Below are 19,109 nucleotides of genomic sequence, written 5' to 3'. Positions count from 1 at the left end.
ATGATGCTCCGTGGTGGATGACAAGAGGGAGGCGGAGCTGCCGCCCGGTATCGCGCTGGCGTGGGGCTTCACGCCGTCCGCGGGACGGCGCGGGCCCAAGCCGGCCTTCAGCGTCGAGCGGATCGTCGCGGTCGCCGTCGAGGTCGCCGACGCGGAGGGCTTCGCCGGGCTTTCGATGCCCAAGATCGCCGGGCGACTGGGCGTCACCGCCAACGCCCTCTACCGCTATATCCGCTCAAAGGAAGAGCTGGTCGTCCTGCTGGCCGAGGCCGGTTGGGGGCCGCCTCCCGAATCCGTACGGCAGGCCGGAAACTGGCGCGACGCGGCCGCCGAGTGGACCCGCGCCATGATCGGCCGCGCGCAGGTGCACCCATGGGTGCTGGACGTGCCCGTCCACACCGCCCCCGTGACGCCTCATCTGGTGGGATGGCTGGAAGCCTTCCTGGAGGGCATGGCCGATTCCGGGCTGAACGAGCAGGACACGCTCGGCTGCGCCCTGCTCCTCGACGGTTACGCGCGCAGCGTCGCGCGTCTGGCGCACAGCATGAAGGAAACCGCGCAGGCGGAGGCGTCAGCGGCGACGCTCGAGTTCCTGCTGCCGCTGCTGGGCGATCGCGGCTATCCGAGAGCGGCCACGCTGATGATGAATCTGGCCTACATCGAGGACGAGCTGCCCCAGGGCGACGTCGAATTCGGGCTGAACCGGATTCTGGACGGTATAGAGGCCCTGATCGCCGAGCAGAAAACGGAGACGTGAAGCGGCTGCCGTCACCGGACCCGACCATGGGCCGCGCCTGCGTGCCAGGCCCGCCGACGTGGTGCGTCGTGTGGCGCTACCGGTGTTCGACGACTCGCATCCCCGCAGAGGGGACCGATGGTCATCTCAACCCGGTCGGCCGGCTTGCTTCGGGTTCGGGGACCCAGGCGTCGTCCGGTGCCGACAGCCAGTCGTGCGTGGCGGTCAGATCGTCCACTGCCTCGTGGAGGGCGCGCAGGCCGGGGTGATCGAGGTCGGCGCGCCACACCATCGTCCAGGGGAACAGGGCGACCGGGTCGTTGAGCGGACGCAGGACAGCGCCGGGTACGGCCGGCTGAGTGGTCATGGTGAGGATGGGTGCGTTGCGGTCGCGGATGTGCTGGACGAGCTCATCGACGCCCTGGACGTGTGGATGTGCCATGGCCGGATCGACCCCGAAGGGGGCCAGCAACTGGAGGACCGCGTGCTCCCAGCCCGGTGTCGCGTGGTTGCCTGCGCGGATGCACACCCCGGTGCCGCGCAGCGATTCCAGTGACACGACGTCCAACCGAGCCAGCGGGTGGTGTTCGGGCAACAGCACAGCGATGGGCTCGTACCGGGCAACGCGGTGGCGCACCCCCTTGAGCAGCCCTGGATGGCGGCCGAACGTGACATCCAGTCGTTCGGACAGCACCAGCGGCACAGCCGCCTCGGTGCCGGTGTAGAAGCGGGCGAAGAACTCCACCCCTGGAGCCCGCGCACGCGCTGCCGCCAGGACCAACGCGGGGGTGAGGCCGGAGCCGACGACGTCGACGGTCAATGAGCGTGGCTGGCCGCGTAGTTCCAGCACGGTCGAGTCATAGAGCGCCAGGATTTCTCGCGCCCGGCCCAGCAGCAGACTGCCTGCCGACGTGAGCGTGACACGGCGGGTGGTGCGCTCCAGCAACCGGACACCCATCCGATCCTCCAGGCGCTGGATGTCGCGGCTGAGGACCTGCTGCGCCAGGAAGAGCCGTTGGGCGGCACGGCTGAAATGCAGCTCCTCCGCCACGGCCACGAAGTTGCGCAGCAGCCGCATCTCCACGTCGTCAGGCACGGCTCCGTTTTACCCGATTAACACACTTGGCGCGTAAGTATCACTCGAACAAGTGTTGGACCCTGTGCGGTGAGGTCGGCCAGGATCGCATCACGAGATCCACCGTGGAAGGGAGGAGACCATGGCCGCACGAGGGACGGTCACGCTCTACTACGGACTGACCGGTGTGCTGAACGCGTTGTGGGGCGCCACACTCCCCGCCACGAACGCACGACTGGACCTCGGTGAAGGGCTGCTGGGCGGCCTCCTGATGGCCCTGGCCGCCGGGGCGCTCGCGGGGATGCCGGTCGCCGGATGGCTGGCTGATCGGTGGGGCGGGCGGCGCGTGCTGAAGGCGGCCGCTCCAGCTGCGTCGTTCGCACTGACCGGCTCCGCCGTCGCGGCCTCCGTCGAGTCGCTGATGATCGCCGTGATCGTACTCGGAATGTCGATGGGCGTGCTCAACGTGGCGTTGAGCGTTCAAGCCGTGGCCGTCGAACGTGCGCTGGAGCGGCCCATCATGGCGACGATGCACGGCACCTGGACGCTGGGTGCGGTGGCGGGCGGCGCGGTGGTCACGACAGCTCTGCGTGTCGGTACGGACGTGCGGCTGCTGATGGCCGCCGGTGCGCTCACGCTGGCTCTGGCCATGCTGGCGGCCGGCGGCACATTGGACGAGCCGACGCCGCCGAGCCCGGACGTCCGGGAGGAAGGCAGGACCGTACAGAAGTCGGCGCCGCTCCGCCCAGGGCTGATGATCGCCCTTGGGGTGGTCGGTGCTGCCGCCTTCATCACCGAGGGCGCCGCCACGGACTGGGCGGGTGTGCACGCCACCCGGACACTCGGTGGCGATCTGGCAACAGGCTCGCTGGTCTACACGGTCTTTTTCGCGGCGATGACGCTGGTGCGCTTCGCCGGAGACGCCGTACGTGCCCGGCTCGGCGCCGTACGCACCATCCGGCTGGCCGGCGGCGCCGCTACCGCCGGATATGGCCTGGTGCTGCTGGCGGGTGCACTACCTGCGGCCGCGTCGACGCGCGTGGGGTGCGCCATCGCCGGTTGGGCCCTCGCGGCTGCCGGAATGGCGGTGGTGTGGCCGATCGTGACCAGCCTGCTCGGAGCGGGCGACGGGAGCGCTCAACGGCTCTCCATGGTCACCACCATCAGCTACGGCGGAGGCCTGGCCGGACCGGCGCTCATCGGCTACGTCGCCACGGCGGCGACGCTATCGCTGGCCCTGGTGATCCCGGCGGTCCTGGCCCTGGTCGTGGCGGCCGCGGCACCGCCCCTGTTCGCCGCGGTCATCCGGACCCAGACCACCACCTCGAACGCTCACCGTCGAGCCGATGCCCCCAGCTCCACCACATGACTGACCTGCCGGCCGCATCGCCGGCCGGAATTCCACCCCGTGACCGGAAAGGACTCACTCCCATGACCGATTCGTCGACCATTCCCTTCACCAGCCACATCATCGAGATCCCGGGCGGACGCCTGTATTACGAGGTGCGCGGTCAGGGTCCGCTCGTGGCGCTTCTCGGCGCCCCGATGGACGCCACCTCCTTCGCGCCGCTGGCCGACCTGCTGGCCTCCGACCACACGGTTCTCACCACCGACCCGCGCGGCATCAACCGCAGCCCACTCAATGACCCCGGCCAGGATTCGACCCCGCCGCTGCGCGCCGACGACCTGTCCCGGCTGCTCACCCATCTGGACGCCGGACCGGCCACGATCGTGGGCTCCAGCGGCGGCGCGGTCACCGCCCTGGCTCTGGCGCAGACCCATCCCGAGCAGGTCCGCACCGTCATCGCCCACGAACCCCCGTTGATCGAGCTGCTGGCAGATCGTGAGCGGCTACACGCCACAACCGATGACCTCATTGCCACATATCTCGCCGGCGACGTCGTCGGGGCCTGGGCAAAGGTCATGGCCCAGGCCAACATCATCATGCCCGAGGGCGCGTTGCAGATGATGTTCGGCGGGGACCGCGATCCGCGGCAAGTCGCCGACGAACGCCGCTGGTTCGCCCACGAGCTGCGGGCGACGACCCGATGGCAGCCTGACCTGGACGTCCTGCGCGCGACCCCGATCGACATCATGGTCGGCATCGGCGACGACTCGAGCAGGCAGCTGTGCGACCGCACCTCTCGGGCGCTGGCCACGGCACTGGGCCTTGAGCCCACCCTGTTCCCCGGCGACCACACCGGCTTCGTAGAGGACCCCGATCGCTTCGCCGCCCGGCTGCGCGATGTCCTGCACGAGCGCTGAGACCGGAACATCTCCGCCAGGACCTGGACAACACCGAAGACGTACGCGAGGCCGGGCTCTGAACGAGTTCTGGGCCGTGGTCCACGCTGAACGCGCGGCGTTGATCCGGGACCTGGAGACGCTTCCCGCCGAGCGTTGGGCCACGCCGTCGCTATGTCCCGCGGGAATCGCGCGGGAGAGTGCCGGCGACCCACATCTCGCGCTCGCTTCTTTCCCTGCGGCGAGCCACCGGGCTACCAGTGCCCCGGTGCCGAAGGTCACCCGGCTTGTCGAAGTGTTCGTGCATGGAGAGGACATCCGGCGCCCGCTCGGCCTCCGCCGGGACTATCCGGTCGCGCACGTGTCCGGGCAGCCCATCGACTCAAATGAGCTGACGGGCCCGGGCGCCCCAGCCCTTACCCGAAACGGAGGACTCCACCATGGTTGATGACAAGAGAACGACGACGCGCGAAATCGATGTCACGTTCACCGCCTCAATAGTTGCCGATTCCAACAGCGGTTGGCCCTGCGTGCAGATGTCCGGCTCGGCGGACTTCTTCGGCACCGGGAAGGCCGTGAAGGTCGCAGGCACCGTGGACGGGCACGCTTATGAGGCAACCATGCTGCCGGTCGGTGGAGGAACACACATGATGCCGCTTCGAGCGCCATTCCGGAAGATCATCGGCAAGGACCTCGGCGACGAGGTGACGGTGCACCTGAGGCGTCGGTTCTCTTAGGCAGGGCATGTAGACCTGATTCTGCTTCGCCAGGTCGCCGAGTCCTTGCGCGGCGGCGTGGAGATCGCCGCCGAGATGGCGGAGAAAGCATCGGTGACCGGATCCCCGCCGAAGACGATCTTCTCCATCACGCGCTCACTGGAATACTGACGTCTACCCGCACCGGCTCGGCGAAGGAGAACGCTGTGCGTCAGGCCATCGACACGGCACTGCTGTCTCTCCTCGGCCGGGTCAACCAGGCGACGTTCTGGGTCTCTGGAGGCCGCCTGGTGCTCTACCGCTTCGGCACGAGATGTGTCCTCCTCACCATCACCGGACCGGCCGCGCCGGTCAGCCAGACCCTGGTCGTGGGTTACCTTCCTGACGGGGATGACCACATCGTCCTGGCCACCGAAGCCGACGTCGGCCTCCCGACGGCTTTGCGCGCGGCCACCGCCGTGACTGTCGAACTGGCCGGACAGCACGTACCTGCCGACGTCACCATGCTGAGCAACGACACCGAACGAGCCGCTCTACTGAAACAACTGCTCAAGCATGCTTCCCTGGCTGAACGACATGAAGTGACCCGGTTCCGTGAGGTCCCCATCGCTCGCCTGACGCCGCGCTACAAGCCCGCCGGTCGCTCGGTGGCATGCCCAGAAATCCGGTCTTCCTGAACACGGTCAACTCCATGATCACGAAACTTGTGTCTGCCTTCCCCTCATGCTGCACCCCATCACTACACGTCGCGGACCGGGAGCAGTGCGACCGCTGCCCCAGCCGATTCCAGTAGTGGTGCAGCGGCTAAACGCCGAGGGTCCGCGCGGTAGGCAGCGAGATCCTCGCTGTCGGGAAAGGTCATGAGGTGGGTCTGAGCTGAGCTCAGGGCCGCTGCCGGAACGGGGCGAGCGTGGCTCGCACGAGATCGGCGGCGCCCCAGTCGGGGTCGAACTGGGCGATCACGGCCAGGTGCTGGCGCAGCTGGAGGATCGGCATGCGTTCGCGCCAGTCGCGGTCGAGCCCGGTCAGCTCGGCATACAGCTCGAAGAACACGTGCGCCTCGGGCGGCGGCGCCGTCGTCCACAGGTGGGCCAGGTCGACCTCGGCCCACGTGTACGACACGGCCGGGTCGATCAGTGCGGGCCGCCCGTCGGGGGCGGCCATGACGTTCAGCGCCCACAGGTCGCCGTGCGTCAGGCACGCGGGCCTGACCGGCAGCAGCTCGGGCAGCCGGTCGCACAGCCGCTCCAGCGCCGCCCGGTCCGCGACGTCGAGCGCCTCCCGGACGCGACGCTCGCCGAGCCAGCGCAGCAGACGGTGCTGGGCGAAGAACTCGTACCCGTCGTCATCCCAGGTGTTGACCTGCCGACGACGGCCCAGCCAGTTGTCCCGATGCCACCCGAATCGGGAGTACCGCGTGGTGGTGTGCAGGTGGGCGAGCGCATGCGCGAGCTGCTCCCAGAAGGCCTCGGTGCCCGGCCGGGGCTGCAGCACGGACAGCACGAGCAGGTCGCGGTCCGCGAGGATGATCTCGGGCGTGGCGGCGCCGCCCGCCTCGCGGAGCACGGTGAGCCCTTCGGCCTCCGCGGCGAAGGCGTCGTCCGACGGCGGCTCGCCGAACGCCTTGACGAACACCGACGTGCCGTCACCGCGGCGCGCGAGCCCCGCGGTCGCGGCGAGGCCTCCAGTGGCCGGCTCGACCGCGACGACGTCGGTCAGGCCGGCCGCGTGCAGGCGTTCGAGCAGGAGGGACGTCGCGTCTGTCACGGGTGTACTCCTCTCTGCTGGTCACGCATCATGGCAAACAGGGCCGAGCCCGCGGCGGCTCACTCATTGAGCGTAGCTGGACCGCGCACCCTCAACGCCGCGCTTCGGGGCTGACGTCACGCGGCGCAAGTAGGGGGCCAGCGCTGTCATGGCGCTGGCCCCCCTGCTAACGGTCCGCCATTTGCGGGCCACCCACAGCCCCGGTCGCGCCGACTCGAGTCGCCGCGATCCGACCGGCCCGCATCACGGAGCAGTCATGTTCACCAGCGCTCGGCCAGCCCGGCGTTGATCTCCTTGAGCAGCACCGTGGCTGCGATGTGCCGGGCGCCCACCGGCAGCGCCAGCGTGGCCTGGGCGTGCCGTACGGCGTCGCCCACGGTCTCCAGCCCGAGCGCCACGGACTGTGGCGTACGGATGGCGGTGCTCGCGTGGATCCGGCGGGTGGCCAGGTTCAGGTAGGTCGCCAGCAGTTCGGCGCGCAGGGCGCGCGGCTGCAGCAGCGGCACTCCGACCGCGCTGGCGAACTCCGCCTGCGTCAGCTGCCCGTCGGCGGGGGAGGTGTCATAGCGCTGGTCGGTCGCCTGAACGCGGGCCAGTGCCTCAGGAGTGCGCAGCGACGGGAAGATTGTCCAGATGGCCAGCGGCCTGGGGTCACGAGTGGCGGCCGGGAGCGTGATGCGCGTCTGCGCCGTGGCCTGTGCCGGGGCGTAGGGGCAATCGCCGCCGTCGCCGAAGGAGAGCGAGACCGGCATGGTCAGCGTCGTACCCTCCTCCAGCAGCAGGCTGGGCCGGGCGCTGAAGGTGATGGTGCCGGACGCTCCCGGAGCGACCGCGCCGACGTTCCAGCGCAGCGTGGTGGTGCCGTCCGGGTCGCGGGTGACGGCGTCGGGCGGCGTGTCTTGCGCCGTGCCGTAGTAGAGGTCGGCGGGCAGCGTGGCGGTCAGCGTCGCGCCCGAGGAGGGTCCGCCTCCGGTGTTGCGATAGCTGATCGTGTAGGTGAGGGGATCGCTTCCCGTCGCGGTGGCTTGCAGCGTCAGGGCAGGGCGGCGGACCGTGGTGGAGGCTGTGGCGGTGTTGTCGGCCAGCGTCCCGCTCTCGGCATAGCCCGCGGCATTGACGCCCGCGACCGTCGCCGTGTTGGTCAGCACGGTCCCGTCGGGCGCGGTGCACGGCACGGTGTACGTGAAGTTCTCCCTGGCCGAGCCGCCGGTGGGCAGGTCGGCGACCGAGCGAGCGGTGCGCGTTCCGTCGGGCATGGCGTCGTCGATCGACACCCGGGTGGCCGTCGCCGGTCCCTTGTTGCCGGCGGTGACCGTGTAGGTGAGGGTTTCGCCCGGGGCGGCCTGCTCCTTGTCGACGGTCTTGGCGGCGGTCAGGTCGACGTGCGGGTTGAGTGCCTCGGCGGCTTCCTCGGTGATCTCCGTGGCGCCATTGCCGAGCACGCCCTTGTGCGCGCCGTCGGGGAACATCGGGCTCTTGCGGAAGTCGAGGTTCAGGTGTTCCCAGTCGTTCCACGCGCGCAGCCGCTGGCCGGGTGAGGCGGGGCAGGAGGTCGTGTCGTCCTTGAGATTGATGTGGTTGACGTCGCCGGTCGCACCCTTCTCCTTCTTGCCATCGCCGTTCCAGTCGACCGCGAGGCCGCCGTCTGTGGTCTTCAGCGCGCCTGCCACGCCATAGATGACTGTGCGGTTGCCGGTGCCGGGGACGGCGGCGCTCGTCTCGTCCAGCCCTCCGTTCTCCTCAAGATTGGCGTGCTCGTGTTCCTGGTAGTCCAGGGGCCTGCCCGGATTGTTGGCGTTGGCGAACTGGTGGGTGTAGTTCATCACGCTGAGGTAGTTCGGCTTGCAGTTGAAGCTGTCGACGCCGCCATGCTGCAGGCCCAGCGTGTGGCCGAGCTCATGCATGAAGGTCCCGGCCTCCACCGAGACCTGGCCTTCCCGATCGTTGATGTCCGTGCCGTCCCAGGTGCCCAGGGTGATCGCGAAGTCGTTGCCGCCGGGCAGCGCGATGTTGGCCAGGGCGGAGCCGTTCACCGTGTCGAGGGAGTCGTCGCCGACCTCGGCCTGCCCCGACTGGGTACCCTTGCCGGTCACCCCGTGCGCCGAGACGGCGTAACGGAAGACCAGCCGCTTGGCGCCAAGAATGTTCTCGCAGTTGCGCGAGATCCGGTCGAGCACGTCACCGAAGGCACCGTCGCACTTGTACTCCTCGTAGCCGGTCCTGATGTCGTCGAAGTCGTCCCAGCTCCCCGGAGCCTTGGTGTCGAACGCGATGCCCTCCGCCTCTGGGATCTGCTCGCTCTTGTGGACGTGCAGGGCGATTCCCCGCCAGGCGAACGCGTCGACGACCTGCTTGATTGCCGTGTCCGACAGCTCGCGCGGGCGCTTGCAGAACGTCGCCTCGCAGCGCATCCAATCCAGCTCGACGAAGATGTCCTTGCGGCCGGGGTCCGCGTTGTACGGCGCCGCGTTCAGCGCCAGGTCGACGGTGCCGTCACCGTCGTAGTCGATGCCGTCGCGCTCCCAGGAGTCCAGCAGCCCGTCCTGATCGCCGTCCGGGGCCTGCCGTACGCGCATCATCGTCCCGCAGGTCCCGATCGTTGTGTCGCCGGTCTGTGACGAGGTGATCTTCACGCGCAGCCCCGACGTCTCGCCCGGCCCCTGGCCGTACGCCGGGGGCAGGTTGATCTCGGCCTGCACCAGTCCCGTCTCCTTGGCCAGCAGTTGGCGGTGGAAGACGGTGGGATGCCAGTAGTGGAAGTTCGCCTCCACCATCGACTCGAACCAGGCGCTTTCGTCGCTGCTGTTCAGGTACGTGATCCGGATCCGCGGTCCCTCCCCCTCCCTGACGGCGACAGGGGAGGAGTCCAGGAACGTGCAGGCCGCGCTGACCGGTCCGGCGGCGGCGTGGGCGGCGGGCACGCCGGATAAGCCGGCCGCGGCGATCAGAAGCAGGGCGAGAAGAGTCCGCATGACCGCGAGTGTCGGCCAGGCGGACCCGGCTCACCTGAGTAGCCCCTACTCAATCCCACGACACCGAGGCGGGCGGGGGCGACGTCCGCCCAATCGCCTCTGGCGAGCGGCGCGGTGGGCCTGTTGAGGTCGAGCCATGGCGCGAGCGTCTCGCCGGTGACGCCGAGCATGCTCTGGATCCGGCCGTTCGACGCTCAGGCGCTGGACTTGGTGACTGCGACGAGAGCATCGCTGAGGATGTCCATGCCAGCGTGAAGCTCGTCCTCGCTGATGGTGAGCGGCGGAGCGATACGGAAGATCCCGCCCATGCCGGGCAGTTGCACGATGTTCATGTGCAGGCCTCGATCCAGGCATGCCGCGGTGACGGCTGCGCCCAGAGCGTCCGCTGGCGCTTTGCTCGCCTTGTCGGCCACGATCTCGAGGCCCTGGAGCAGGCCCCGACCCCGGATGTCACCCACGACCTCATGGGCGTCACGAAGGGCCACGAGGCGATCAGTGAGTTGGCGTCCCAGCCTGGCGGCACGTTCGACGAGGCAGTCCTGCTCGATGACGTCGAGGACCGTCGACGCGATCACCGCCGCGAGTGGGTCGGAGACGTGGGTCGTGTAGAAGAGGTATCTCCGTTCGGCGCAGACCTGCTCGATCTCGGCACTCGTCATCACCGCGGCAACGGGCAGCCCGGCTCCGAGTGTCTTCGAGAGCGTCAGGATGTCGGGGGCGACGCCGTCACGCTCGAACGCGTACATGTGGCCGGTTCGCCCGAGGCCGGTCTGCGCCTCGTCGAGAATCAGGAGCATCTCGCGCGCCTCACACATCTCCTTGAGCCGGGCGAGATAGCCCACGGGGAGCTCGATGACGCCCCCCGAGGAGAGGATCGGTTCGACGAGGCAGGCGGCCAGCGAACCATTGGACTGGGTGTCGACCATGGCGAACCCGTACTCCAGTTCGGACTCCCAGTCGTACGACCCGTCTTGCTTGCGGAAGCTGGAGCGGTAAGCGTTCGGCGTCGGGAGGATGAAGTTGCCGGGCATCGTCGGGCCGTATCCACGTCGCCCCGCGGAGAACGTAGCCGCAGCTGCGCCTGACGTCATACCGTGCCATGAACGGTCGAACGAGACGATCTCGTACCTGCCGGTGAAGAGCTTGGCCATCTTGATCGCGGCTTCGTTCGACTCCGCGCCCGTGGAAAGAAGCAGCATCTTGGTGAGGTTGTCGGGCAACGTCTGCGAGAGTCGCTTCGCCAGCTCCACGACCGGTCGGCTCAGCATCCCACTGAACAGGTGGTCCAACGAGCTTACGCACTCCGAGACTGCCTTCACGATCGCCGGATGCGAGTGGCCGAGCACCGCACTCATCTGGCCTGAGGTGAAATCGAGGATGGCGTTCCCGTCGCTGTCGTACACGTACGAACCGGCCGCGCGTTCGATGATCCGCGGCGTGAACGCCGGGATGTATCGGACCAGGTGATCCTCTACATCGGCCCAAAATGTGTCCGTGTTCATGGCAATCTCCTGAGTCGTAGCGGGGCTCGTCGGCCCGGAGGGAATGTGATCTACGGCGATTATGGCCTATTCAACTAGGCCGTTTTGGTCCTGGCAAGGTGTGGGGAGAGTGGTCGTGGACACACCCGGCTGTCCCTGGGCTCGGTGCCGGGGAGCTCGGACACACTCCAGGCGTACGTGCGGCGACGGGCCGGCTCTGCCATGGGCGCCACCACGGTGTACTCGCCGAGGACGACGCCGGTGATCCGGACTATGGCATCGGCGGTGCGCTGCACCAGGTAGCCGAGCGTCCGCCCGGCCGTCGACGATCGTGATCGCCTGATCTCGGAGTATCCGCGATCGGTCATCGAGGGCACGGTTCCCGCGAGGATCGTCATGGGACCGGTCTCGACGCACTCCGGAACGGCGGGAGGATTGCGTCGAACTCTTGCGTCAGGCAGTCATCTGCCCCCATGATCGGCCTATGATAAAGCGACGTTATTTGACCTATAAGAGTAGGCATATCAGCCATCGCCCAGCTCGTCGCGGAACGCCGTCCAGCGGTGATCGTCATGTGCTCGGCGGGACCAGGTAGGGCGGCGGCAACGATGGCGACGCCGAACGACGAGGCCGTGATCGTCGACCTGCACAACGACCTGATCCTGCTGGTCGACCACTTCGACCACCGCGGCCGGCCGGAGCACTTCTCCGAGTTCTGGCTGCCCGAGTTGCGCGCGGGCGGCGTGAACGTCCAGGTCCTTCCCGTGTTCGTCGAGGCGCAGTTCCAGTCCGAGGGAGCCCTGCGGCGGACCCTGCTCCTCATCGAGAGGATCCACCGGCTGGCATCGCGACACCCCGAGGTGGCGGTCTGCCTGACCGGCGCGGAGATCACCGCGGCCGTGTCCGCCGGCCGGATCGCGTTCGTGATCGGGCTGGAGGGTGCGCATGCCCTCGGCCAGGACCCGGCGCTGATCGGCACGATGTACCGCGTCGGGGCTCGTGTGGTGTCCCTCGCCCACCTGGGTCGCACGTATCTGGCGGACGGCAGCGGGTTCGACGACACCTCGCGCGGCGGCCTCACCTCTCAGGGGTTCGAGGTCCTCGCCGAGATGGAACGGCTCGGGATCGTCTTCGACATCAGCCATCTCGGCATGGCCGGCGTCGATGACGTGCTGTCCCGGGCGACCCGTCCCATCCTCGCGTCCCACTCAGGGTGCCGGGCCATCACGGACATGCACCGGAACCTCACCGACGACCAGATCAAGGGCATCGTCGGCCTTGGCGGCGTGATCGGTGTGGCGGCGGCGATCCCGCCGTTCATCGATCCTGCGCGGCCCACGGCCGCGCGGGTCGTGGATCACATCGAGCACATCGCGTCGATCACCTCGATCGACGCCGTGGCCTTGGGACCGGACTTCGTCGACGACTACTACGCGGAGGTCCACGGCGGCCGCATGGTCATCGTGGGTGTGGACCAGGAGTTCGTGGATGCCGAGATCCGGCGGCCGTCCGACCTTCCGAAGATCACCGAGGAGATGCTCGCCCGGGGCTTCTCGGAGGCCGATGTCACCAAGGTCCTCGGCGCCAACGCCATGCGGGTGCTCGACGCCGTGATGGGCGTCGGCGAGCAGGCCTGACGCTGCGCGGAGACAGCCGACCGGAGGTTGGCCGTGACACGAGAGTCAGGCGGGAACTCGGGCGGGGCGGCGGATCTGCGAGCCGTTGCGATGCCGATGCCGCATCCACCAGAGGTCCTCCGCCCGGCCCGCCGGATGGCTGGTGGCCTACACCTTGTTCTATCTAGTTGGATGGGCACTAACAGCCGTGCCTTAGGCGAATCGAGGCGCTTCCGGCGCGCGGTAGGACGTTGCCGTCGCTCATCGCCATCAGACTATGGGCGGTGCTTCCTGCGCCCAGCGCGGGATACGGCTTGTCGGATCCATCGCATATATGACCTATTCGTATAGGTAGAAATGTTCTACTCTGTCTGCACTGGGCCCATGGCCCGATCAGGGAGGAGTCTGATGGTGGAGCCGAGGCCGTTCGACGACCAAGCGATGATCCGCCTTCGCCTGGCACCCGGCGACGCGCGGTACGCCGGGAACCTCGTTCCTGGGTCGAAGGCGATGGAGATCTTCGCCGATCTCGAGACCGAACTCGCCCTCCGAGAAGGCGGCGACGAGGGACTGTGCGCCGCGTACGAGTCGGTCGAGTTCCTCGCTCCGTTGCGTGTGGGCGACTACGTCGAGGGCATTGCGCGCGTCGTCCGGCGGGGAAGGCGCAGCCGCACGATCGAGGCCCGGATCTTCAAGGTCATCGGTGTCGACGAACGCGGCAGGCTCGACAAGGCCGAGCCGGTCCTCGCGGCCACGGCCGTGGCCACGATCGTCGTGGGCGCCGGCGGCGAGGCCGGGGGCACGTGACGTGGCCCTCAACCCTTACTCGGTCGTCACCTGGATCGACGCGGTCACGCGTGCCCAGGGTGCGCGGCCGGCTCTGATCCACGAGGGCGTCACCTGGAGCTACCGCGACCTGTGGTCTCGTGCCGAGGTCGTCGCCCGCCACCTGCTGACCACGGGCCTGCGTCCCGGGGACGCCGTCGGTCTCATAGGTACGAACGAGCCGGCGTACGTGGTGAACTACCTCGGGATCATGCGCGCGGGCGGAACCGCGGTTCCGGTCAACGGCATGCTCGACGGGACGTCCGCGAGTCGCCTGCTGGCCTCGGTCGACGCCGCGCGCGTGTTCGTGGGCCGGGTGGCCGCCGGCGTCCGAGACCAACTGGCCGAGTCCTTCCAGATCTTTTCCATGGACCCGGTCGAATCGGTGCCACGTCGCGGCCGGCTCCCCGTGGTCAGGCCCGACTCGCCCGCCGCGATCATGCTGACCAGCGGCTCCACCGGCCATCCGAAGGGCGTCGTCCACACCCAGCACACGATGCTGCACGCCTGCCTGCAACTGACCTCGGCGTTCCCGTTCCGTCCCGACGACCGGTCGGTGGTGTTCCTCCCGCTCTACGCGTGCATACCCGAGCAGGTGCTCCCGGTGTTGTGCACGGGAGGCGCACTGGAGATCCTGCCCCGGTTCGACGTGGACCGGGTCGCCGATGCCTGTGCGCACGCGACGACGTTCGACGCGGTGCCGACGATCCTGAGCCGGCTCATCGAGCACGCTCCGCTGGACAAGCTCGCGCATCTGAGATGGGTGCTGTTCGCGTCCGAGCCCATGCCGGAGCCACTCCTTCGCCGCTGGTGGGACGAGTTGCCCGGGGTGGAGATGCACCAGTTATACGGAATGACGGAGGTCCTGCCGCTGACAGCGGCGCCGCACCGCCTGCTGCGTCAGGAGCCGTCCAGCGTCGGGCGGGCCTTCCCGACCACCCGGCTCGGTGTCGATCCGGGGCATCCCGTCGGACCCGACGGCGGGCGGGAACTCCTCGGCGCCAGCCCGTCCCTGATGAAGGGCTACTACAAGGACGAGATCGCCACCAAGGCGGCACTCGACGCCGACGGCGCCATGCGGACGGGCGATCTCGGCCGGATCGACGAGCGCGGAATGGTCTTCCTGACCGGGCGTAGCAAGGACATCATCATCTCCGGGGGCATCAACATCGCACCCGTGGAGATCGAGGCCGTCGCCGCGCAGCACCCGGCGGTCGAGCGGGCGATCGTGGTCGGCGTGCCCAGCGATCGGTGGGGGGAGACCCCCGTCGTGGTCGCCGTCCCGCGTCGTGGCAGCGCATTGACCGCGGACGATCTGCTGGCCCATTGCCGGTCACTGCTGACCTCCTACAAGCGACCGACCGGGGCGGGCCTGATCGACATCCTCCCGACCACCGGTATCGGCAAGGCCGCCAAGGATGCGGTGAGGAAGATGATCGCGGACGGGGAGATCACCCTTGTTCGAATCTGACGAGATCGCTGCGCTGGTCGAGAAAGCACGCCAGGGGCACTGGGCGCCGCTGGCCCGGGCGGTGACGGTCGTCGAGAACTGCCCACCGTGGGAGGTGTCGATCCCGCGGGCGGCGCGGCCATGCCACCTCGTGGGGATCACCGGACCACCCGGCGCCGGCAAGAGCACCCTCACGGGGCGGCTGATCGAGTCCCTCGCCGACGGCGGGCAACGCGTGGCGGTCCTCGCCATCGACCCGTCGAGCCCGCTCAGCGGCGGCGCCGTCCTCGGCGACCGGGTGCGGATGGAGACCTACCTGAACGGCCGGCCTGGCGTGTTCGTCCGGAGCCTGGCCAGCCGCGGCTCCCATGGCGCGGTGGCCGGGTCCACGCGGAACATCGCCCGGCTGCTGGAACTGTCAGGGCTGTTCGACGTCGTGCTCATCGAGACGGTCGGCGCGGGGCAGACGGAGGTCGCGATCGTCGAGGTCGCCGACACCGTCCTGCTCGTCACCGTTCCGGGTCTCGGGGACGCGGTGCAGACGATCAAGGCAGGTCTCATGGAAGTCGCGGACGCCTTCATCGTGAACATGGCCGACCGGCCCGGCGCGGCCGAGACGGCGCGCCACCTGCGGCTGGCCGCCGGGCGGGTCGACGCCGTCTACAAGACGGTCGCCATCGACGGCACGGGCGTGGACAAGGTGCGCGACGGACTGTACGAGCGGTGGCGATCGCTGCTCGACGACGGCCGGCTCGAGGCGCGGCGTCTGGAGAAGTGGGGCTCGGACGCGGCCCTGGTGGCGGAGGCCTGGGTCGCCGACTGTGCCGGCTCGATGACCCTGGATCCCCACGCGACCATGCAGAACTCCGTCGACCAGATCTTGAAGGAGGCGTCGAGCCGATGGACGACCCGATGACAGAGGAGGACCAGCGCTGGGATGAGCGTGTCGAGGCGTGGCGACGGGAGCGGGTGGCTGCCGACTACGAGCGGATCCCGCCGCGGCGCCCCGAGTACACGACCATGTCGGGCGCTCCCATCAAGGACATCTACACCAGCGCGGACATCCGGCACCTGAGTCCCAGCGAGGACATCGGGCTCCCAGGCGAGTATCCGTACACACGCGGTGTGCACGCCACGATGTACCGCGGACGACCGTGGACCATCCGGCAGGTGGCCGGCTTCGGCCAGGCGGAGGACACCAACAACCGGTACAAGTACCTGCTCAAGACCGGCCAGACCGGACTCTCCACGGACTTCGACCTGCCGACGTTGCTGGGTTACGACTCCGACCATGAGGTCTACCGGCGAGAGGTCGGGCGAATCGGTGTCGCGATCGACACGGTCGTCGACATGCACGCTCTCTTCGACGGCATCCCGCTCGACCAGATCTCCACGTCGATGACGATCAACCCGTCGGCGGCCGTGCTCCTCGCCATGTATCGGGTGGTGGCCGACGAGCGGGGCATCCCGGGCCATGTCCTCACGGGGACCACCCAGAACGACATCCTGAAGGAGTACATCGCCCAGAACGAGTTCATTTTCCCGCCGCTGCCCTCCGTGCAACTCGTGGTCGACACGATGGAGTACGGCGCGAATGTCATGCCGCGCTTCAATCCGCTCAACGTCTGCGGGTACCACATCCGCGACGCGGGGGCGACAGCGGTCGAAGAGCTCGGGCTCACTCTCAGCAATGCCCTGTGCTATCTGGAGCACGCGATCGAGCGGGGGATCGACGTCGACCGGCTGGCGCCGCGGGTGTCGTTCTTCTGGGACGTGCACAACAACTTCTTCGAAGAGGCGGCCAAGCTCCGCGCGGCGCGCCGGCTGTGGGCACGGCTCACGCGGGAGCGGCTGGGTGCCAAGGACCCACGATCGTGGCTGATGCGGGCGCACTGTCAGACCGCCGGCGTCTCGCTCACCGCGCAGCAGCCGTACAACAACGTTGCCCGGACTGCGATCCAGGCCCTGGCCGCCGTCCTGGGTGGCACCCAGTCGCTGCACACGAACTCGCTGGACGAGGCGTTGTCCATCCCGTCGGAGAGCGCGATCAAGATCGCCGTGCGGACGCAGGCCATCATCCTGCACGAGACGGGCGTCGCCGACGTCGTCGATCCATTGGCCGGCTCGTACTACGTGGAGTCGCTCACGTCCCAGATCGAGGCGGACGCGTTGGCGCTGATCGAGCGTATCGACGCGATGGGCGGAATGATCGAGGCCGTCCAGTCCGGCTACGCGGTCCAGCTCATCTCCGACTCGGCGTGGGAGCAGCAGGTCAAGTCCGAAAGTGACGAAACGATCACCGTAGGCGTGAACGACTACGTCGACGAGAACGAGACCCAGGACATCGAGATCGACCGGCCGGTGCCGGGCGTGATGGAGCGCCAGTTGGAGCGGCTCGCCGAGGTGAAGCGGGCGCGTGCGGACCGGCAGGTGACGGCGACGCTTCGTGCGATCGAGAAGGCCGCGCCCGATCTGCGTCACAACCTCATGCCGTTGATCGAGGATGCCGTGCGGGCGCGCGCCACGGTGGGAGAGATCTGCGATGTGCTGCGCGGTGTGTGGGGTCACCACCAGCCGTCCACCGTGTTTTAGAGGGACCTCTGTTTAGGGGGACCGTGTTCTAGAGGGAAGGACAACCGACAATGACATCCGCCAGTGATCGCCGGACGCCGCTCAAGGTGGTGATCGCCAAACCCGGCCTGGACGGGCACGACCGCGGCGCCAAGATCGTCGCACGAGCGCTGCGCGACTCGGGCATGGAGGTCGTCTACACCGGTATCTACCAGACGCCGGAGTCGATCCTGCGTGCGGTCGTCCAGGAGGATGCCGACGTGCTCGGCCTGTCCAGCCTGTCCGGCGCTCACCTGGAATATGCCGAGGAACTGTGCGAGCTTCTGCGCGAGAACGGCCGTGACGACGTCCTGTTCGTGGTAGGCGGCACCGTCCCGCCCGAGGACACCGAGACGCTCAAGGGCTTCGGCGTCCACGAGGTGTTCGGTCCCGGCACACCCACGGCGCGGCTCGTCGAGTACATCTCCCAGCACGCCCGGCGCGTGCGGTTGACGTGACGCCGAGCGCCTCGACATCGCCCGGGCCGGCGGGCCGCGAGGGGACGGAACGGGTGCGAACTCGCGGTCTGGCGGTCGCCGGTCTTCGCGCGCTTCCACCGCCTCGACGGCGCCGGACGCGCCGCTGTCGCCGCACCAGGGCGACCGGCCGGCCCAACGTGGCGCCCTGGGGGATCCGTCAGACCTCCAGGAGGCTCCGATCGCCTCTCTTGGCGGCCTGCATGTCCCGGACGACGTCGTTGACCATGCGGATCGAGGCGGCGTCGAGGACGTTTCCGAACTGGATGACCTTGACCTTTTCCTCGAGTTGCGCCTTTATCCCGGTCATTTCGTCCGGGATCACCACCAGGTCGATGCCCTCGATGTCCGCGTCCTCGATGCCGTCGAGCACCTCGATGTTCTTGATCCCGGAGTCCCGCAGCGAGTCGCGAACGGTGATCGCCTGATCGTCGGTGCGGTACCAGATGCCCACGGTGCCGTTCTTGGCGACGGATGCGATCTGCACGAGTGTCTGGATATGCGGTGCGACGACGATGGCGACGACCTCCGTCTTCGGCCGGCGCATGAGGGCGCGAACCTCCGCGAGGTGGAAGAACGTCGTGAGGACGAGGTCGGCGCGCTCTTCGTCGGGCTCGAACGTGCCGAGCACCAGGGGCTTCACCTTGACCCCGACCTTGTCCTCCAACTCGCTGGCGAAGTACTTGGCACGATCGACATTGCACTCGACGAACGAGACCTTGAGCAGGTCGTCCTCCGCCCGTACCGCCAGGCTCATCACCAGGGACTGGATCTCGGCCGCGGACAGGCCGAGCTCGATGCACTCACGGGTGGCCCTCTCCAGCACCTGCCGTGCCTGGTCGCGGGCCAGCGAGCCGTCACGTTCGAGGCTCGGGCCGACGACGATCGTCCCGCTGCGCCCACGTCCCTCGACCAGGCCCAGCTCACTGAGGTCGGCATAGGCACGTGCCACGGTGTTGCGGTTGATGTGGAGGTTGTCGGCCAGCAGGCGGGCACTGGGCAGGGCTTGGCCGGGCTCGAGGTCGCCGGTCTCGATCATGAACGACATCTGGGTGACGATCTGTCGGTAGATGGGCACGTCGGAATGCAGGCTCACCTGGATCTTGTCGACCACTGCTCGCTCCCATCGGCGGAAGAATCG

The 19,109-nt window shown here is 68.4% G+C and carries 17 protein-coding genes; 11 read left to right on the top strand and 6 right to left on the bottom strand.

Translation table 11 applies throughout. From position 1 onward, the window contains the following. Positions 1–13 precede the first annotated feature (13 nt). Positions 14–757 (top strand): TetR/AcrR family transcriptional regulator, encoded by a 744-nt coding sequence (locus ACIHFD_RS10820; RefSeq protein WP_397366597.1) that lies wholly within the window; start codon positions 14–16, stop codon positions 755–757. A 121-nt stretch (positions 758–878) separates the two neighbouring features. Here ACIHFD_RS10820 and ACIHFD_RS10815 read toward each other — a convergent pair whose 3' ends face one another. Continuing rightward, a complete protein-coding gene (locus ACIHFD_RS10815) occupies positions 879–1,832 on the bottom strand; it encodes a LysR family transcriptional regulator (protein ID WP_397366595.1) in 954 nt (317 codons plus the stop codon). 121 nt (positions 1,833–1,953) lie between these two features. Between ACIHFD_RS10815 and ACIHFD_RS10810 the strand changes: the two genes are divergently transcribed. The 4 genes from ACIHFD_RS10810 (at position 1,954) to ACIHFD_RS10795 (ending at position 5,448) form a co-directional block, all read left to right on the top strand. Continuing rightward, on the top strand, positions 1,954–3,180 hold the full coding sequence (locus ACIHFD_RS10810; RefSeq protein ID WP_397366594.1) for an MFS transporter: 1,227 nt from the start codon (positions 1,954–1,956) through the stop codon (positions 3,178–3,180). 62 nt (positions 3,181–3,242) lie between these two features. Continuing rightward, positions 3,243–4,076 carry an alpha/beta fold hydrolase gene (locus tag ACIHFD_RS10805; RefSeq protein ID WP_397366593.1) on the top strand — a complete coding sequence of 278 codons (834 nt, stop codon included), beginning with the start codon at positions 3,243–3,245 and terminating at the stop codon, positions 4,074–4,076. A gap of 419 nt (positions 4,077–4,495) precedes the next feature. After that, positions 4,496–4,792 carry a DUF1905 domain-containing protein gene (locus ACIHFD_RS10800; protein WP_350734243.1) on the top strand — a complete coding sequence of 99 codons (297 nt, stop codon included), beginning with the start codon at positions 4,496–4,498 and terminating at the stop codon, positions 4,790–4,792. Positions 4,793–4,977: 185 nt separating this feature from the next. Next, positions 4,978–5,448 carry a hypothetical protein gene (locus tag ACIHFD_RS10795; RefSeq protein ID WP_397366592.1) on the top strand — a complete coding sequence of 157 codons (471 nt, stop codon included), beginning with the start codon at positions 4,978–4,980 and terminating at the stop codon, positions 5,446–5,448. Between the two features lie 205 nt (positions 5,449–5,653). Here ACIHFD_RS10795 and ACIHFD_RS10790 read toward each other — a convergent pair whose 3' ends face one another. The 4 genes from ACIHFD_RS10790 to ACIHFD_RS10775 form a co-directional block, all read right to left on the bottom strand. Then, positions 5,654–6,538, bottom strand: a complete 885-nt coding sequence (locus tag ACIHFD_RS10790) for a fructosamine kinase family protein (RefSeq protein ID WP_397366591.1) — start codon at positions 6,536–6,538, stop codon at positions 5,654–5,656. Between the two features lie 260 nt (positions 6,539–6,798). Continuing rightward, positions 6,799–9,510, bottom strand: a complete 2,712-nt coding sequence (locus tag ACIHFD_RS10785; protein WP_397366590.1) for a hypothetical protein — start codon at positions 9,508–9,510, stop codon at positions 6,799–6,801. A 194-nt stretch (positions 9,511–9,704) separates the two neighbouring features. Beyond that, positions 9,705–11,012: an aspartate aminotransferase family protein gene (locus tag ACIHFD_RS10780; RefSeq protein WP_397366589.1), complete on the bottom strand. Its 1,308-nt coding sequence runs from the start codon at positions 11,010–11,012 to the stop codon at positions 9,705–9,707. A gap of 74 nt (positions 11,013–11,086) precedes the next feature. Further along, positions 11,087–11,359, bottom strand: a complete 273-nt coding sequence (locus ACIHFD_RS10775) for a hypothetical protein (RefSeq protein ID WP_397366588.1) — start codon at positions 11,357–11,359, stop codon at positions 11,087–11,089. A 240-nt stretch (positions 11,360–11,599) separates the two neighbouring features. Between ACIHFD_RS10775 and ACIHFD_RS10770 the strand changes: the two genes are divergently transcribed. The 6 genes from ACIHFD_RS10770 (at position 11,600) to ACIHFD_RS10745 (ending at position 17,950) form a co-directional block, all read left to right on the top strand. Continuing rightward, positions 11,600–12,628, top strand: a complete 1,029-nt coding sequence (locus ACIHFD_RS10770) for a dipeptidase (RefSeq protein ID WP_397366587.1) — start codon at positions 11,600–11,602, stop codon at positions 12,626–12,628. A 387-nt stretch (positions 12,629–13,015) separates the two neighbouring features. Further along, positions 13,016–13,414, top strand: a complete 399-nt coding sequence (locus tag ACIHFD_RS10765) for a hotdog domain-containing protein (RefSeq protein WP_397366586.1) — start codon at positions 13,016–13,018, stop codon at positions 13,412–13,414. Position 13,415: 1 nt separating this feature from the next. Next, positions 13,416–14,903 carry a class I adenylate-forming enzyme family protein gene (locus ACIHFD_RS10760; RefSeq protein WP_397366584.1) on the top strand — a complete coding sequence of 496 codons (1,488 nt, stop codon included), beginning with the start codon at positions 13,416–13,418 and terminating at the stop codon, positions 14,901–14,903. Beyond that, on the top strand, positions 14,890–15,798 hold the full coding sequence (locus ACIHFD_RS10755) for an ArgK/MeaB family GTPase (RefSeq protein ID WP_397366583.1): 909 nt from the start codon (positions 14,890–14,892) through the stop codon (positions 15,796–15,798). The genes ACIHFD_RS10760 and ACIHFD_RS10755 overlap by 14 nt, the downstream gene beginning before the upstream one ends. Continuing rightward, positions 15,783–17,474 carry a methylmalonyl-CoA mutase gene (locus ACIHFD_RS10750; protein ID WP_397366582.1) on the top strand — a complete coding sequence of 564 codons (1,692 nt, stop codon included), beginning with the start codon at positions 15,783–15,785 and terminating at the stop codon, positions 17,472–17,474. Before ACIHFD_RS10755 ends, ACIHFD_RS10750 begins: the two co-directional genes overlap by 16 nt. Positions 17,475–17,524: 50 nt before the next feature. Beyond that, positions 17,525–17,950, top strand: a complete 426-nt coding sequence (locus ACIHFD_RS10745; RefSeq protein WP_397366581.1) for a cobalamin B12-binding domain-containing protein — start codon at positions 17,525–17,527, stop codon at positions 17,948–17,950. Between the two features lie 178 nt (positions 17,951–18,128). Here the strand turns inward: ACIHFD_RS10745 and ACIHFD_RS10740 are convergent, their stop codons facing one another. Then, the gene (locus ACIHFD_RS10740; RefSeq protein ID WP_397366580.1) at positions 18,129–19,082 is read right to left on the bottom strand and encodes a GntR family transcriptional regulator; all 954 of its coding nucleotides are present in this window, start codon (positions 19,080–19,082) and stop codon (positions 18,129–18,131) included. Between the last annotated feature and the right edge of the window lie 27 nt (positions 19,083–19,109).

The sequence above is a fragment of the Nonomuraea sp. NPDC051941 genome (assembly GCF_044593615.1).
Note: the sequence above shows the minus strand (reverse complement) of the source record. Positions and strands in the feature narration are given on the sequence as shown.